A 15,436-nucleotide genomic window follows, 5' to 3' on the forward strand; every position below is an offset into this window, starting at 1 on the left:
TATTGAAGGATAGTTGTGATTTATTTTTTAGACATAAAGGTGATATCTATCGCCGTCTGAAGAGCTGTTTTCTCTAATGTGCCAGGCGGCGATATATCTGCCTTTCTGTCATTCATGTTTAAATCAAGCTGCCCTGATTGTGTATTTATTTTTCCGTTCTCTGTTGCAGTAATATTAAAATTCTTACAGGTTATATTAAATATTCCGTCACTGGTCATTTGCAGGATAGTTTCTCCGCAGCTAAGAATAATGGAATCTCCCGCAGCAAGGCGTAAATTCTGTACGGTCTGAATTGTTTTATCTCCTCCGGCAAGGGAAGTATCATCCGTCTGAACTGTAAGAGAACGTTTCTCACCAATAATCGCTGTTTCTGTTTTATCAATAACTTTAAGTCGATTATTCCCCACCCAGTGGCTTTCATTATTATTTACTTCAATGCGCTGATCTTTCTCGGCATGCAACCAGACCTCTTCCCCACCAGGTTTATCCTCAAAACGCAGGGCGTTAGCATTCGTCGGCCCACCACCAATTGTGTGGCTGTAAAACCCACTTTGCGTCGCTGCGCCCGGCAATCCCCACGGCGGCATGGTGTCCTGGTTGTAGGTACGCCCCACGATAATCGGTAAATCCGGGTCGCCGTTTTTGAAATCCACCAGCACTTCCTGACCGATGCGTGGGATCTGAATGCCACCGAATCCTTTCCCTGCCCACGGGTAGCTGACGCGGATCCAGCAGGAGCTGTTTTCGTCATTGTTACCATAACGATCCCAGCCAAACTGCACCTTCACCCGGCCATATTTATCCGTCCAGATTTCCTGCCCCGCCGGACCGGTGACGATGGCGCTCTGCGGGCCTTTGGTATGGGGTTTGCTCAGGGTTCGCTGTGGGCGGTAGACTTCACTGGTAGGGTGCAGTTCGAACGTGGTGACATAGGTAAAATGCTGGTCCTGGCCGCTGTACTGCGCATTGTCCCGTAAAAACAGTGTGGTCTGCACCAGCAGATATTCCTGGTTGACCTCCGCCGTCGGATGATTCATCAACGTAAAGGTGTAACCAGTCATGAGGGTGCGGATATTCCCCGCCCCTCCAACCCGGCTGCCAGGGCTGCGCTGCGCTTCCATACGAATGCGCGTCAGCATCTCACCTTCCCCCATAGTGAAGTAATCACCAGGCCATTCGTAATGCTCATATTCAGCATGACCGGTATCACGCGGATTAGCCACGGTACTTTTCAGCAGCGAACGCGGCTTCATAAAATCAAAATCGTCCAGCACCCACTTTCCAGTACGCAGCCTCTCACTGGCCGTAATGGTGTGGATAAATTCCTTATCCAGCTTCAGTCCTTCCTGGTGCCACTCTACCAGCGGCGAGTCCGGGCACACTTTATGACCATTGATGGCATCAGCCAGTACCAGTGTGTGGCTGTTCTCGCTGTGCTCAAACCACCAGTAAATACCCCATTCCTGCATCAGGCGCTGGATGAAATCAAAATCGGTTTCACCATACTGCACCTGCCAGGCGCGGGGCGGATAATTTTCCACCAGCCGTTTTTCCACCGGAAAAGAATATTCAGCCAGGACTTCATCCAGAATCTCCACCACAGTTTTGTTCTGGAAAGCTTTGTAGTCACTGGTGTGGGTCAGCAGCTTCAGCCACGGTTCAATGCGCAATTCATACGTGACTGAGCGCCCCTCGTGACCGACTACCCTCGCAGCCGTCACCAGCCCGCTGATATGCCGTTTGCCGCCGCCATCCAGTTCAATATTGACGCACAGGTCTTTGCCCACCATCGGTTTGAGCGGCAGATTGGCAGCAGGGGAGACATATCCGAGGTTCAGGGTGTCAGGCGTTTTAAGCTGTACTGTATAGGAAAACAGATTCCCAAGCCCTTCCGAACCATTCATACCTGCAAACAGCAGCATCTGCGCCGGCACCGCACTACCACTTACTGTGACGTTATGCGCCCCCGGACCAGCGGCAGCAAGCGATGCCGCCGCATCCTGAACTGCACCAGCCATATCCGAGATCCCTGCCGCTGCGGCGGCAGCCTGCGCAGCAGCTACTGCAGCTTTAACCAGTCCTGACGGTTCTGGAAGCGCACCAAATAGATCTGCAACTGCCTGTTCTGCCATCTGTTCGGCTGCATCAGCAACACCAGTTGCGGCTGAACCTGTGCTCATACCGCCACTTTCGCGAGCTATTGGTGGTGTGGTGATGACGGGTCCACCGTTTCCAACTGGTTTATTACCCGTAGATACAAAACTCATGGTGTTTACTCCTTTAATACCGGATTAAAATTTAGCCCCTGGTGGCCAAAAAATATAAGAAATAACCCGCCACTGCCCGTCTTTATAATGGAACCAGCATGTAAGATTTAAATCCTCTTGCAGATTCCAGAACATTTCTTTAATAGGAACATCTTTAAATTCAGGGTTTGTGATGCGATAAGTCTGATTCAAACCGATATAATATTCACCGGCAAACTTATATCGTGGCTTCATGAACTCATGAACAGGTGGGCCGTATTTTTTCACAAAAAAAGTATCGTTATTTCCATTCTGTATATCATTTTCCTCATAATACCTGGGGGATTGAGAAACTACTGAAGGCTCGAAAACATTTGCTGTGATTACGTAATTTATTGAAAGAAAGAACACTATAATACAGATTAATTTCATTTGGTTACACTCAATAGAGTGAAGTTAGTATCAGGCATTATTACATTCAACGTTATAGTTGAGTTTTTAAGATATCTTTCCCGGAGTTCCATTCCCATATTCATCAGCCCACTAACATCTCCAACATACGGAGACGAAGAATCATAATCATCATCTAAGTAACCAAGTACATGTCCGGCTTCATGTGGTATATTTATTTGCACTGTATTGTTACAGTTAAAACATTTTGCTACTTTTTCCAGGTCTGCTGAGTCAACATGAACCGTGCTGTTCTTAAAATCAACATACGTTCTTAAATCAGCACCCGGCAAAACTTTAGTTGCAATTACCAACCAGTCTTCATTCTGAGATACAGGAATTATCCTCACATCAAAAGGCAAAGCTTCCCCCTGAAATTTTTTAGCAAACTCAGACTCACCGGAAACAGAATAAGTTATTTTCCCATTCCATGCCTGTTGAACAGATAAATATACTGATCTCATGAAAATAGCTTTTTCCAATACAGTCCAGTCATCTGTAACGGTATTATCCTTATACCACTCATACTTCCACTTTATCACTACAGAAATAGAGCCAGTATTTTTATTTAATAAATACGTCATTCTGTCATCTTTGTGAGTGATGACATCACCGTCAATATCTGTTTTTGCATAGTATTCTGCCAGCAGGCCGTTTTCATCATATTTAAGCTTGGTCATTTTATTCTCGTTAAATATTATCTGGTTTCATCTGAAATATTTTGGGGGGGGAATATGATTTTATATATTATGAGGATTGCCCCGTCAGCCGCAGCGCATCCACATACCGCCCCTCGCTGTTCTGCTGCCAGAACCAGCCCTGCCCTTGTTGTGCCTGCGTCAGCATTTTGTCCGGCCAGCCCGGCCACGGCAGGTGCCGCACGCCGGGCAGTTCCACTACCGGTGCGTCCGGCAGGCCGGTGAGTTCCCGGCTGCGCTGCGGTACACGCCGCAAACCACGCAACCACTGCGCCCAGCGCGGCCCCGGTCGCCACATCGCCCACAGCTGGTCTGCCTGCTCCGCCAGTCGCCCGCAGCGTTCTGTCTGTGGTGAGACATGTACTGCCGCCAGTCTTGCCAGCCAGTACAGCCAGCCTTGCGTTTCATCCAGACTCTCTTCCAGCCATTCCCGTCCGGCACGTTGGTAAATCACCAGCGGCCACGGCCTGCCCGTGCTGTCTCGTGAGGCGGTCAGTACCCCTGTCAGCCATTCATCACGCCCGCCAATGGGTAAAAACCCCGGCGACAGGACGAAGCTCCACGGCAGCGGATGGTGCTCCGGCAGCACCGACGTTTCACGCGGCGATAAGTGCATCCAACCGTCATTCTCTCCCGTCGTCACGGTATTCGATCCTTCCGGCAGTACAATATGCCGCCCCTGCCCAAGCCACGTCTGCTGGTTCAGCCACGCCTGCCACACCTGTCCTTCGTTCGCGCTCACCCGCCAGCGCACATAATCACGCTGGTCCGGCAACCTACCGAACATCGCCGGGGTCGATACTGCCGTAGCACGGCGCATTAGAGCGCCCTCTCCGGGCAGGCGAAGCGTTGCAGTAGTCCCCGGTTCACCGGGTCAAAGTCTCTCCCGGCGGTGATTTCCAGCACTACCCGTCGCCCATCAAAACTGTACTCCACCTGCTGCGTTCCCCGTACCGCTGTATCCTGCGCGTTACCCGCGTCCAGCAGGTGAAACAGCGCCCACGGCCCGTTAGTCAGTAGCGTCGAGGTGTCCTGGCGGATGCGCGGGCTAGCGGTGATTTCCGCCATTGAGCCGTTGCGCGGCCCCGGCCAGTTCACTTTTAGCGGCCTGACCGGGCCGTGAGCGTAGCGCAACACCTGACCGTCAATATCAATCACCAGTTCAGTGATGGCAGGGTCCATATCCACGACGCGGACCTGCATCGCCCAGGAGAACTTTTTCCCACCTTCCCCGTTAAAAAAAACGCTTCGGATCTGTTTCGCCTCCTGAAATGGCGTCAGATCCGGCCCCTGTAAGGTCATATTGCCTTCGGTCGGTTTGTAGCGCCACGGATTGCTGGCGGTATCCGCCAGCGGGGCCAGTTGTTTCGTCCAGAAGGCATCCAGCACGCCGCCGCTGGCAAAGATACGGTTAAAATCGTCCGCGCTGACTTCCTGTGGACTGTCGGCAAAGGGATAACGTCCGTCAATGGCATCACGGCACTCATCACCGATCACCGCCTCCATTTGCGCATTCAGCACTTCACCCGTTCCGGCATTGATTTTGCGTGTCCCCTGCTGTGTTAAATCCAACAGAATATTTTTCAGCGGCGCGGGTAGTTTTGCTGCCTCCAGTTGCAGTTTATCCGCCGCCGAAATGCGACCCGGTAATGTGCTGGCCGCCAGTGCACTGTCTGCAATGGTGAGCTGGGTGTAATATTCATTGAGCATCGTCAGCAGCGAATTAAGCTGTGGTGCGCCGCCCCCTTGTCCGCTGTCCATACGCCCGGAAACAACTTCCCGCAATGCGGCAAAACGATCATCCACCAGCGTTTTCTCCAGACGTTCTTCTGGATGGATGTCCTGGAACAACTTCGCCGTCTGTACCGCTTTTCCCGCATTACCGGAAAGCCGATCCTGCGCTCGCTGGGCCATCTGCTTTTGTCTGGCCTGTGCATCCAGCGGCGGTACCAGGGTGGTCTGCTCCACCACGGCTTTACTCAGCCGCATCAGCGGTGAATCCGGCGAGGCCAGGGTACGAAGTACCTGAAGGTCATAGGCCAGCCCCGGACTACCGTCCTCCCCGGCGCTGTTGATGCTGTGAATACTGACCAGAAAATCCTGCCACCGGCGGGCATATTCAGCCAGGTACAGGCGACGGACTTCACGGGTAACCGGGAGTTCCTGTCCCGGTAGCTGGCTCATTACATTCTCAGTCGTTTTTTTTTGCGCATTTTCCCGCCCCATTACCCAGGCATCATTCGCTGACGCTGCGGTAACAAATTCAGGCAGTCGTTTGTCAAATAACCCCCGGTAGCCTTCGCGGGTGAAGATACCCGGTACACCCCGATCCAGCGGCGCGCCATCAGTGCGAACAAAGACGCTTCCTGCATCTGCCCCTACAGCGCGCACCAACGAAAACTCCTGCGGTGCTTCACTCTCCATAGAAGCCAGTGCACGAGCATAGATACGCTCAGTGCTGGTGTGTCCATCGAGGAAAGTTCGCGCCTGGCGGATCAACCTCTCATCTTTTTCGTAAGGCGAATGCACTACGCGGCTACCGTCAAACAGAGCGTCGATATGTTCCAGCACGGCTGCGCGACCACCAAACTCCGCCATGCTATCTCGGTTGTCCAGGTCATTCAGTACCCATGAGTGAATTTCCGCCGCGTTGTATTTGTCCTCGTGGTCTTTATCGAGGTTCAGCAGCAAATAAACATGCAGGGCGTCATAGGCGGCTTTGCTGTCCTGACGCGCTATCGCATCCGAAAGCACATATTCCATGCGTTTCACCAGCGGCGGCAGCAGCAACCGTTCCAGCAGGCGGTCATACAGGGACGCCACGCTCTCCGTCACCGGCGGAACGCTGTAAAGGCCATAACGCCAGGCCAGCGGTGGTGAGTCAGGATCCAGACCAGGCCAGGCTGACAACGCCCGTGCCTGGTTCAATAATGCCGGAACCGGCTGCATCGCGGGGTTTCCGGTATAGTCTTTGACATCGGTATCCAGTCGGGTCGTACGGTTAGCAATTTCGCTCAGATACCCGTTGTTACCCTGCTGGCTGCCCTGCATTCCCTGCCATAACCAGAAAGCCAGCGCCAGTACCAACAGATGCCCGCCGGTACGCAGTAGTCGATAACGCCATGCCCACTGGAGATTCGGCTCCACCAGGTGCGCTTCACGGAAGATTAACTGTTTTAGTAGATCGTGGAGAAAATAGCTGCGGTTGCCGTCCGGCAGGGTATGAGACGGTGAATCCGCCTTCCCTTTTATTGCCCGCACAAAACGCTGCCAGATGCCCGTATGGTCTGCCACGGCGTCCGCCTGCGCCTGCGCGGCGCTGGTGAAAAAGACGCCGCGTAGGGTGTTGTTAAGCTGGGTGGCGTCGAATTTTGAATCGAGGAAGATCTGTTCAATGGCTTCCAGCAATGGCGCGCCCAGCGCGGCAAATTCACGCGGGAAGCGGTAGAGCCGTTGGCGGCTTTTAAGGTCGTACTCCTCCTGCAACCGGGAATCCAGCCCCTGATCCAGCCGCCGCGTCAGATTTGCCAGTTCCTGCCCACAGAGCGCATGTCGCGACTGCAGATCTGCGGAATTCCGTTTCCGGCTGTAAGGCAAAGTGAAGCCCCATACCTGGGTACGAAGGTGACTAGTAAGACCACGGAAATACTCCGTAAAGCCCGGCAACAGATCCATTTTTGTGACAATAAGATACACAGGAAAACGGATCCCTAGCGTCTCTCTCAGTTCTGCCAGCCGTGCACGCAGGGCTGCACAAGTAGCCAGGCGTTCTGCCGATGACTGCGCGGTTAGATCTGCCACGTTCAGCGTCAGAAGCACGCCGTTCAACGGCGCGTTGGGGCGGTGTTTTCGCAGCAACCCCAAAAATCCTTGCCACTCTCCGGCGTTACGCTGTGTCGCGTTCGTTTCGCCGCCGTCATCATGGCGGGCATAGCGCCCAGCGGTATCGATAAGTACCGCTTCGTTGGTAAACCACCAGTCGCAATGCAGCGTGCCGCCACCAGGTACATTCAGGATATGTACGGTCTGTTCCATCTGTTCTGCTAGTGGGAACTGCAATCCAGTGTTGAGCAACGCGGTAGTTTTACCATCGCCTGGACTGCCGATGACCATAAACCACGGTAACTCGTACAGAAAACGCTTTCCTTCCAGGGCCTTACGCCAAAATGGCTGATCTACTCGTAGTTGTTTCAGTTGCCGGATGGCGCGGGTGACAATATTGCTGACGGTGCGCAAATCAGCTTTAATTTCCCCGGCCACCGGCACGTCTTCCCCACGAGGATGCAGGAAACGGCGCAACAATTGTTCATCCAGGCGCAGCGCCCGCCACAGGCGGTACAGGCCGTATAGTGCATAAGTCAGCAGGATCAGACCGATAAGCGTCAGACGCAGCCACAGTGGCGTAAAAGGGCGAACGTCGCCAAAGGCCAGCAACGGTGACACAAAACCGATGATCAGGCACAGAACCGTAACGCCAATAATGCTCATTGACCAGTTCACCAGCCACAGTATGAGTAGCATCAGTAACAGAACAATGGTCACCCCCCGATTGCCCACAGACGCCAGCGGATGCATGGTGTCAAACGCCACCAGCGGTCCGATAAACCAGACCAGCAGCGCCAGCATCACCACGCCGACAATCGCCAGTGCGCGTCGGGAAAACAGCAGACTGAGAAATTTTTGCATTATTGTTCAGAGCTCCATGCGATAATCAGTAATAGCAAAATACCCAGGACTGAAAACCCCTTTCCTGTACGTGATACTGAAAGAAAATAAAGAACAATCTGAATAGCCGCTGAAATAGAATAAATTAATCTTCTGATTACCTCTCTATTTCCATTTCCCTGAGGCAATGCTGTTATTGAAGGCTCCATATCCTGCATCCACTGATACTCATTCCCGGAAAAAAGCATGATAGTGACCAACCCCATAATGAATAATAACCATCCTGTTATCTTAATTATTTTTTTCATGAGGACTCCCAGGCAGTCATTAATAAACCAGAGAAATGTAACCAGTTGTTGATAATAAAATCGCCATAGCTGGTATCTTCCTTTATTTTTTCCAGACTAAGAGAAACACCTCGATTATAACGAGCTCCAATAATTCTTATTTGTTCTTCTGTCAGGTGAGGTAAGGATACCTGAAAGCCATCTTTTTCAGCCAATTGATAAAGATGTATTGCAGCTAATTGTATATTAAACACATCATGTTGGAGACAATTTGCCAGCTCACGCAACTGAGAATTATCCATTTTAGTCTCATCAAGCCCGAGTGTTTTTGCTGCAGTTCGCAATTGCATACTCACCGCACCAAAAGATGTTTTTTCTGGTTTCGAAGCTATTGTGATATGTTCATCAACCCACTCAGGCCCACTCCAACTCATAGCACGAAATTCAAATGCCAACGTGTCTATAATCTGAGGGTCTCCCCCTACTTCAATCCAACAAACTCCAGCAAGCAAGGGAGCAGGTAAATGCCAGGCATTTGCAGCTGCATTGATCAAAAGGCTGTTATGCTTCACCCAACCATCTTTAAAATAACGCCCAAATGCTACTCCTCCCCCCCATTTTTTAGGCGCCAGTTTCCAGAATATAAATTCTGTTACTCCCCACACTGGCGAATGGTTAGACGCATTACACTCCAGCTTTTCCATTATTAATTTACTCCACCACCAGAATTTCTACCCGGCGATTCTGCGCTCGTCCGGTTTTAGTGCGGTTATCAGCCACCGGCACGGTATCCCCCTTCCCGACAACCCGGATTCGACTGGCAGAAACGCCACCGGACTTCAACAGCGTAGCCACTTCCGTCGCCCTTTTTTCCGATAACTCCTGGTTAGATGGGAATTCCGCAGAATGGATCGGCTGGCTGTCAGTGTGACCAGTCACCGTCACTGCGCCCCCCACTCGCGCAATCTCGCGCGCAGCCTTATCAATCACCGGGCGGAGCGCGTCATTCACGGTTTTCTGCCCCGGCACAAACATCGTGTCGCCCCGGAAGACCACCCGACTATGATGCTCATCTTCCTCCACCGTCAGCAGACCACGGGTGATCTCGTTCGCCAGCAAGATTTTCAGTCGCAGCTTATGCACGGGAACGGGGGGTGGCGGCAGATTTTTACCAATGGCATCGATACGCTGCTGTACGGCTTCTGTGGCGAGACTCATCCGGTGGTTGTAAAAACCAAATAAGGTCAACATCACCAGCAGGGCTATTCCGCCACTCAGCCAGACCGGCACCCGCTGCATCCGCCGAATCCGACCGCCGACGGCACCGGTGAAACCAGGCGAAAGTGTTGGTGTTACCGGATCGCGGCGCTGGATCAGTTGAGTCAGCAGTTGCTGGCGGATATCGTCCAGTTGCTTGCGCCCGTCGGGTCGTACACTGTAGCGACCTTCAAAACCCAGCCCCAGAATGTGGTAAATGATTTCCAGCACATCGCTGTGCTCCTGGAAGCTGGAGGCCAGACGACCAATTATCTGAAACAGCTTGATGCCACCTTCACTTTCGCCATGAAAGGTGATCAGCAGGCTTTTTCCAGCCCAAACCCCACGTCGCCCCCAGCTTGTATTGTTGGCGGCTTCATCCAGCGCCGTACACAAGCAATAGCGAACCGCCAGCACATGCTCGCGGCGCAGGTTTGCCTGGTCGCACAGCGTCTGATATCGGCGAACCTCCCGCTCTAGCAGGGCTCGGTAATGTTCGATAAAACCAGGGGCGAGTTCGCGGGGCATCTGCGCCAGTGCGCATAACAGAGGACTTGCCGCCGCCAGCAGAGGATTAGCGGCAGCAGTGATTTCAGCCAGCCGGAGTTTCATATCCGGGCCGTCCTCAACTACCACCTTGCTCTCCTCCTTGCGAAGACTGTCCTTTATGCCCGCGCCGTAACCGTCATTGTCGGGTGCCTTTCCCCCCCCGGTTGATGGCTGAAATGGCAGGGTATTCGCCGCCTGCGGCGTCAGGATATCGTCGGTCATTTATCACGCACTCCCCACAGAGCCATCTCCAGCCCCGGAAACTCTCCGGCAGTGTGCATGGCCATACCTCCATAGCGGGCAATATGTTCCCAAAGCACTCCATCGCGGCGAATGTCGTAATAGATGTACCCGGACTGGAACGGAATCTGACGCGGGGGAACCGGCAGCACCTGCAAAGTCAGCCCCGGCAGGTGCGAGCGGATCAGTTCCGGCAGGCGTTCGGACGGCCCGATTTTGGTCTGGGCGGAAAAATATTGCAGCAGGGCGTCGGCAGACATCTGCGCCTTCACCGTCAGCACCAGCGCGCTGAAACCCGATAGTTCGGAAGGTTCAACCACCGCATTGAGGATGCCATAAGCCCCCTCTTCCAGCGGAATCCGCTGCGCCCCCCGGATCAGCACGGCATTCAGCAGGTACTGTACCTCGTCCACTACCGATTTCAGCCCAGCATAAGGCGTCAGGTGTTTATATTCTTTATATTCTTCCGGGCGGCGAGTTTGTGGTCGCACATAGGTCGAGAGTTCACCGGCCAGTTCGGACAGATTACGATAGAGCACTTCCGGCGACAGCGGCGTTTTCGCCAGATGGATAAGTAATGGGCCAAAACGATTGAGAATTTGTAACAGCAGGTAATCCGACACTTCCGCCGCCTCATGGCCGTGTTTATCACTGCCCGTCAACCGTTCCGCCAGTGAATCTGCGCGCATTTTTATCAGATCGTTGATCCACGACAGCCAGGTGCATATCAGTGAACTTGCCTGGTAGTTCACCACTGGCGGGATCAAATCTTTGTCAAGCTCGATCCGTCCATCAGGATGCTGGGCCGTAATGCGTGTCAGCGGCAGACCGATCCACGCATCCGTCACTGCCTTTTCCGGCAGTAGCCGCAGACGCAGGTGGCTGAGCTGCAACAATTGTGCGCCACGCCCCAACGAGTTGGCATCGCGAATTTCATTTTCATGCAGCGAAAAGCGCGCCAGCGATTCCGGGTTATTGTCGAAGCTGGTTTCCTCGCTGTTCGGCGTTCGTACCGGCACCGCCAGGCAAATCTGCTGGTTAAGATGCTCCGGCAGAATGGTCAACGGCGGCGGCAGCGGCGTATGGCCCGGCGCATTAAACGGCGTACCGTCAGCAAACACCCCGGCAGCCTCCTTCAGCACCAGTTTGCCAATGTTCAGCGCCTCACTGTCAATGCTGTATTCACTGAAGCCCCAGAAAAAGGGGGAAAGCGGCAGACTGCGGTAGTGAATAACGTGTTCCAGATAGCGTTCCTGCTGCTGAAACATCTGTGGCAGCAAAAATTGTCCTTCACTCCAGACCACCCGGTTATTCCAACTCATAATTTACTCATCCCGTTCTTTAATCACGATGGCGCTTTGCTCTATGCCAGCATCCAGTTCGACTTTTTTCTTTGGCATAAAGCGGCTGTACCAACTTTTTTCCGGTGGATCAGGAATTTTATATGTAGCCCGCCAGACCGATTTTCCCAGATTGCGGTATCCGGCGAGGATCCCCAGCGTGGTAGTTTCCTTATTGAGGGAGCGGCGCAATTTTTTCTCCTCGCCCGGACGCAGGATAAAGCTATCGCGGTGCAGTAAATCATCGGCAAGAACAGCCTTGTCATTCTCCTGAAGTGACCACCAGTCCGCCGCCGTGAAAGCTGCATCATTTTTCAGTTCATAAACGCGTATCTCTATGGGCGCGGCTTTTTTCTGATTGTCAGGATTCACCTTATCAGAAGCCTTAATCACCAGATCGAGTCTTTGTGACATCAGGTCCGGCACGTCGTCGCTGTCAATACTGCACCCGGAAAGCAGGCAGACAAAAGACAAAGCTACCGCACATAACCACCCACCGGGGTTACGCCATTTATTCACTGTAATTTCCTTTAAAATCAAATAATAAAAACCAGCCAGGCTATTTACCTGGCCGGAAAAGTACCGCTTAAATTTCTTTATTGGCCTTGAAGTCGTAGCCTGCGGTGATAGTGCCGCCACTGCCGCCCTGCTGGTTCTGCACCACGTATTCCTGTTTCACGGTGCTGAAAGAGAGTTCGACTCTCTCGCGGGAGGCGATCTCGCCCTCCTTGCTACCACTGGGGGAAACCACAGCCACAATCAGATCAGTAAAGGTATACTTGAGGTATTCCAGTGGATTGCCGCCTGCTTTACGCATGACAAGGATAGACTTCGGAATATGCTTACCGGAGGCGCAGTATTTGAACAGATTCGGGCTGGCGCGATCGATGTAATGTTCAAACTCCAGGTTAGTCACGGAGACTTTACCGGATCCCAGACCGCTGCCTGCGTGCATGGTGGACTCCTGATGGATATTCCAGCGCCAGCTCAGTACCTCAATTTCATTTTTATGTTTGTCATCCATTGACTCGCCGTCAATGCCGTCAATTTTCAGAAAAATGTCATAAGCCATTTTTATTTCCTTATTAAGAATTACTTAAAAATAATCTCTGATTTATCTGTACATCTGGATACAGGTAAATCATTGCCGTACAGAACCCCCTCTCCTTATTTCAGAAGAACAGAAGGCTGTATAATTTCCGGTAATGAGATACCGGCATATAATTAATTCATAAACTGAATGTATTATATCTATTTACATATCACAGATACCGATGACTCTCCTTGTTCCCGCTGACCCGGCAGAGAAGATGCCTGACACTGTGTCGCCGATGCAGGTACCGGTTGTGATAACCAAACCTGTCCGTGGTTATAAATACAGGAAACCCAGTAACGTTCACTATCCTGATTACTGTTCGTTGTGGTATCCCATATTTGCCTGTTTTCACCCTTTATTTTCTCTGTCTCTGGTTTTAGATCCACCCGGTTTTCAGGTTTTCCCTGCGACATCCCTACACCGTCCAACCACAGACGGGGTTCATAGCGGGAAGATTCCTGCCACGATGTAGGTACATCCGACTCCAGTACTGTCGTTGAGGATTTTATATTGATAAATACGGGGCAACTGACTTCCCACGCTGCAACAGATTGTGAATAAAACAACATATAACCCAATAACAGAGAAAAAATAAAACGCGTCTCCATAGCATCTATTCTCTACTCAATAACATAAAAAGCTTCCGCATTATTACTGGCATCAGGATAGGATCCATCACTGCGCATTCCGCCTTTTCTGGAGATTTTGCGCGCCGATACATTCGAGGCTTTACCTGTCCACTGGTCCATAACATAAATATACGAATCATCTTGTTCGAGATAGAAAGCAGCATGTTTATGAGCATCTTCCCTCGGTGGATATTTCCCATTCACAAAAGTCGCGATTGCTGTTCCTCTGCGGATCGATTTATCTCCGAAAACTTTCCGCCCCTGCTTCCACGTTCCGGTATGCCCTACATGTGCATATACCTGAACTAAGAACACACATTCCTTTCTGTCTCCTGCTCCCGCCATTCCCACCATTTCAGTGCCCTGCAATGAATCTACCAGGCCATAAACATATGCCATATCTCCCCCTGAGTATTATCTGACATCATTCATTAAAATATTCATAAAAATCAGGCATTACCCTGTTTTACTGACGGCAGTTTTGTGACCAGACGCAGCGACCCCGTTAATCCTTCAAGCTGGAAATGCGGGCGCAGGAAGAATTTGGCATCGTAATAACCCGGATTACCTTCCACTTCTTCCACCACCACTTCAGCAGCTGCCAGCGGCCGACGAGCTTTGGTTTCCTGTGAGGAGTTCACCGGATCGGCATCAACGTAGTTCATGATCCATTCATTGAGCCAGCGTTGCATATCTTCACGCTCTTTGAACGAACCGATCTTGTCGCGCACGATACATTTGAGAAAGTGCGCAAACCGCGAACAGGCGAACAGATATGGCAACCGGGCTGAGAGATTGGCGTTAGCCGTGGCATCTGGATCGTAATATTCCTGCGGCTTCTGTAGCGATTGTGCGCCAATAAAGGCGGCGTAATCAGAGTTTTTGCGATGGATAAGTGGGATAAAGCCATTTTTTGCCAGTTCTGCTTCTCGACGGTCAGAGATGGCGATTTCCGTCGGGCATTTCATATCCACGCCGCCGTCATCGGTCGGGAAGGTATGACAGGGCAGATTTTCCACCGCCCCACCAGATTCCACACCACGGATCAACGTACACCAACCGTAATGTTTGAAAGAACGGTTGATATTTACACCCATTGCATAGGCGGCATTGCTCCAGACATATTTGCTGTGATCTGCGCCATCCGCATCTTCTTCAAAATCAAACTCATCGACAGGGTTTGTTTTCGCACCATAAGGTAAACGGGAGAGAAAACGCGGCATCGTCAGGCCAATGTAACGAGAATCCTCGCTTTTACGCAGCGAGTTCCACGGTGCATATTCGAGGTTCTGGGTGACAATTTTGGTCAGGTCACGCGGGTTGGCCAGTTCCTGCCAGGAATCCATCTGCAACACTGATGGAGAGGCTCCGGCAATAAACGGCGCATGAGCTGAGGCTGCCACTTTGGCAATGGAGCCGAGCAGATCCACATCCGGTGGGGTGTGATCAAAATAATAATCCGCAATGATACAACCGTAGGGTTCTCCGCCTAACTGCCCATATTCGGCTTCATACAGCTTTTTGAACATGGGGCTTTGATCCCACGCGATCCCTTTGTAACGTTTCATATTTTTCCGCAATTCATCCTTCGAAAGGTTCATAAAGCGGATTTTTAATTTTTCATCGGTTTCAGTGTTGTAAACCAAATGTTCCATCCCACGCCAGGAGGACTCCAGTTTCTGAAATTCCGGATGACTCAGGATTAGCTTGATCTGTTCCGTTAATTTGAAATCGATCTGCTCAATAATCGTAGCAATACTTTTATAAGCATCGTCACTGACGGTGACAGAGTTTGCCAGCGCCTGTTGGGCCAGTGTCTGAACTGCAGCCTCAACAGCCTTTGCTGCTTGAGGTGTCTTGGGACGGAAGGCTTTATCCAGCAGCGAATCAAACTCCGTTTCCTGATAGGCAGTGGTTTGCGCAGTAGAGAGGTCGCCAGTCGCCAGAAGAGTATTGTTTACCATGAAAGTTCCTTAATA

The 15,436-nt window shown here is 51.6% G+C and carries 14 protein-coding genes; all 14 read right to left on the reverse strand.

Annotated elements, in window-relative coordinates:
• Positions 1 to 20: 20 nt before the first annotated feature.
• Positions 21 to 2,267 carry a type VI secretion system Vgr family protein gene (locus HEM79_RS20615; protein WP_183082711.1) on the reverse strand — a complete coding sequence of 749 codons (2,247 nt, stop codon included), beginning with the start codon at positions 2,265 to 2,267 and terminating at the stop codon, positions 21 to 23.
• Between the two features lie 24 nt (positions 2,268 to 2,291).
• A complete protein-coding gene (locus tag HEM79_RS20620) occupies positions 2,292 to 2,678 on the reverse strand; it encodes a hypothetical protein (RefSeq protein WP_176241728.1) in 387 nt (128 codons plus the stop codon).
• Positions 2,675 to 3,376 (reverse strand): hypothetical protein, encoded by a 702-nt coding sequence (locus HEM79_RS20625; protein ID WP_000163824.1) that lies wholly within the window; start codon positions 3,374 to 3,376, stop codon positions 2,675 to 2,677. Before HEM79_RS20625 ends, HEM79_RS20620 begins: the two co-directional genes overlap by 4 nt.
• Before the next feature lie 67 nt (positions 3,377 to 3,443).
• Entirely contained in the window at positions 3,444 to 4,214 is a 771-nt protein-coding gene (locus HEM79_RS20630) for a TagF domain-containing protein (protein WP_001250470.1), read from the reverse strand.
• Positions 4,214 to 8,080 carry a type VI secretion system membrane subunit TssM gene (gene tssM, locus HEM79_RS20635; protein ID WP_176241727.1) on the reverse strand — a complete coding sequence of 1,289 codons (3,867 nt, stop codon included), beginning with the start codon at positions 8,078 to 8,080 and terminating at the stop codon, positions 4,214 to 4,216. The genes HEM79_RS20630 and tssM overlap by 1 nt, the downstream gene beginning before the upstream one ends.
• A complete protein-coding gene (locus HEM79_RS20640) occupies positions 8,080 to 8,367 on the reverse strand; it encodes a hypothetical protein (protein WP_000720310.1) in 288 nt (95 codons plus the stop codon). Before HEM79_RS20640 ends, tssM begins: the two co-directional genes overlap by 1 nt.
• Complete coding sequence (locus HEM79_RS20645) at positions 8,364 to 9,050, reverse strand: hypothetical protein (RefSeq protein WP_176241726.1); 687 nt, start codon at positions 9,048 to 9,050, stop codon at positions 8,364 to 8,366. The genes HEM79_RS20640 and HEM79_RS20645 overlap by 4 nt, the downstream gene beginning before the upstream one ends.
• Positions 9,051 to 9,057: 7 nt before the next feature.
• Complete coding sequence (gene tssL / locus HEM79_RS20650; RefSeq protein WP_176241725.1) at positions 9,058 to 10,374, reverse strand: type VI secretion system protein TssL, long form; 1,317 nt, start codon at positions 10,372 to 10,374, stop codon at positions 9,058 to 9,060.
• Complete coding sequence (tssK, locus tag HEM79_RS20655; protein WP_176241724.1) at positions 10,371 to 11,714, reverse strand: type VI secretion system baseplate subunit TssK; 1,344 nt, start codon at positions 11,712 to 11,714, stop codon at positions 10,371 to 10,373. The genes tssL and tssK overlap by 4 nt, the downstream gene beginning before the upstream one ends.
• 3 nt (positions 11,715 to 11,717) lie before the next feature.
• Entirely contained in the window at positions 11,718 to 12,251 is a 534-nt protein-coding gene (gene tssJ / locus HEM79_RS20660; RefSeq protein ID WP_001045932.1) for a type VI secretion system lipoprotein TssJ, read from the reverse strand.
• 67 nt (positions 12,252 to 12,318) lie between these two features.
• The gene (locus HEM79_RS20665) at positions 12,319 to 12,804 is read right to left on the reverse strand and encodes an Hcp family type VI secretion system effector (protein ID WP_000312804.1); all 486 of its coding nucleotides are present in this window, start codon (positions 12,802 to 12,804) and stop codon (positions 12,319 to 12,321) included.
• Positions 12,805 to 12,983: 179 nt separating this feature from the next.
• A complete protein-coding gene (locus tag HEM79_RS22940; protein WP_021550246.1) occupies positions 12,984 to 13,436 on the reverse strand; it encodes an STY0301 family protein in 453 nt (150 codons plus the stop codon).
• A gap of 12 nt (positions 13,437 to 13,448) precedes the next feature.
• Positions 13,449 to 13,856 (reverse strand): BPSL0067 family protein, encoded by a 408-nt coding sequence (locus HEM79_RS20670; RefSeq protein WP_000332237.1) that lies wholly within the window; start codon positions 13,854 to 13,856, stop codon positions 13,449 to 13,451.
• A 50-nt stretch (positions 13,857 to 13,906) separates the two neighbouring features.
• Complete coding sequence (gene tssC / locus HEM79_RS20675; protein ID WP_000247918.1) at positions 13,907 to 15,421, reverse strand: type VI secretion system contractile sheath large subunit; 1,515 nt, start codon at positions 15,419 to 15,421, stop codon at positions 13,907 to 13,909.
• Positions 15,422 to 15,436: the final 15 nt, after the last annotated feature.

Origin of the sequence: Escherichia sp. 93.0816 (assembly GCF_013368855.2) — a bacterium.
Lineage (GTDB): Bacteria > Pseudomonadota > Gammaproteobacteria > Enterobacterales > Enterobacteriaceae > Escherichia > Escherichia ruysiae.

Excerpts from the sequence above, each read along its gene's own strand:
- tssK (WP_176241724.1), bottom strand. The coding sequence starts at position 11,714 with ATGAGTTGGAATAACCGGGTGGTCTGGAGTGAAGGACAATTTTTGCTG.
- HEM79_RS22940 (WP_021550246.1), bottom strand. The coding sequence starts at position 13,436 with ATGGAGACGCGTTTTATTTTTTCTCTGTTATTGGGTTATATGTTGTTT.
- HEM79_RS20630 (WP_001250470.1), bottom strand. The coding sequence starts at position 4,214 with ATGCGCCGTGCTACGGCAGTATCGACCCCGGCGATGTTCGGTAGGTTG.
- HEM79_RS20615 (WP_183082711.1), bottom strand. The coding sequence starts at position 2,267 with ATGAGTTTTGTATCTACGGGTAATAAACCAGTTGGAAACGGTGGACCC.
- HEM79_RS20625 (WP_000163824.1), bottom strand. The coding sequence starts at position 3,376 with ATGACCAAGCTTAAATATGATGAAAACGGCCTGCTGGCAGAATACTAT.
- HEM79_RS20665 (WP_000312804.1), bottom strand. The coding sequence starts at position 12,804 with ATGGCTTATGACATTTTTCTGAAAATTGACGGCATTGACGGCGAGTCA.
- HEM79_RS20670 (WP_000332237.1), bottom strand. The coding sequence starts at position 13,856 with ATGGCATATGTTTATGGCCTGGTAGATTCATTGCAGGGCACTGAAATG.
- tssC (WP_000247918.1), bottom strand. The coding sequence starts at position 15,421 with ATGGTAAACAATACTCTTCTGGCGACTGGCGACCTCTCTACTGCGCAA.
- tssL (WP_176241725.1), bottom strand. The coding sequence starts at position 10,374 with ATGACCGACGATATCCTGACGCCGCAGGCGGCGAATACCCTGCCATTT.
- HEM79_RS20640 (WP_000720310.1), bottom strand. The coding sequence starts at position 8,367 with ATGAAAAAAATAATTAAGATAACAGGATGGTTATTATTCATTATGGGG.
- tssM (WP_176241727.1), bottom strand. The coding sequence starts at position 8,080 with ATGCAAAAATTTCTCAGTCTGCTGTTTTCCCGACGCGCACTGGCGATT.
- HEM79_RS20645 (WP_176241726.1), bottom strand. The coding sequence starts at position 9,050 with ATGGAAAAGCTGGAGTGTAATGCGTCTAACCATTCGCCAGTGTGGGGA.
- HEM79_RS20620 (WP_176241728.1), bottom strand. The coding sequence starts at position 2,678 with ATGAAATTAATCTGTATTATAGTGTTCTTTCTTTCAATAAATTACGTA.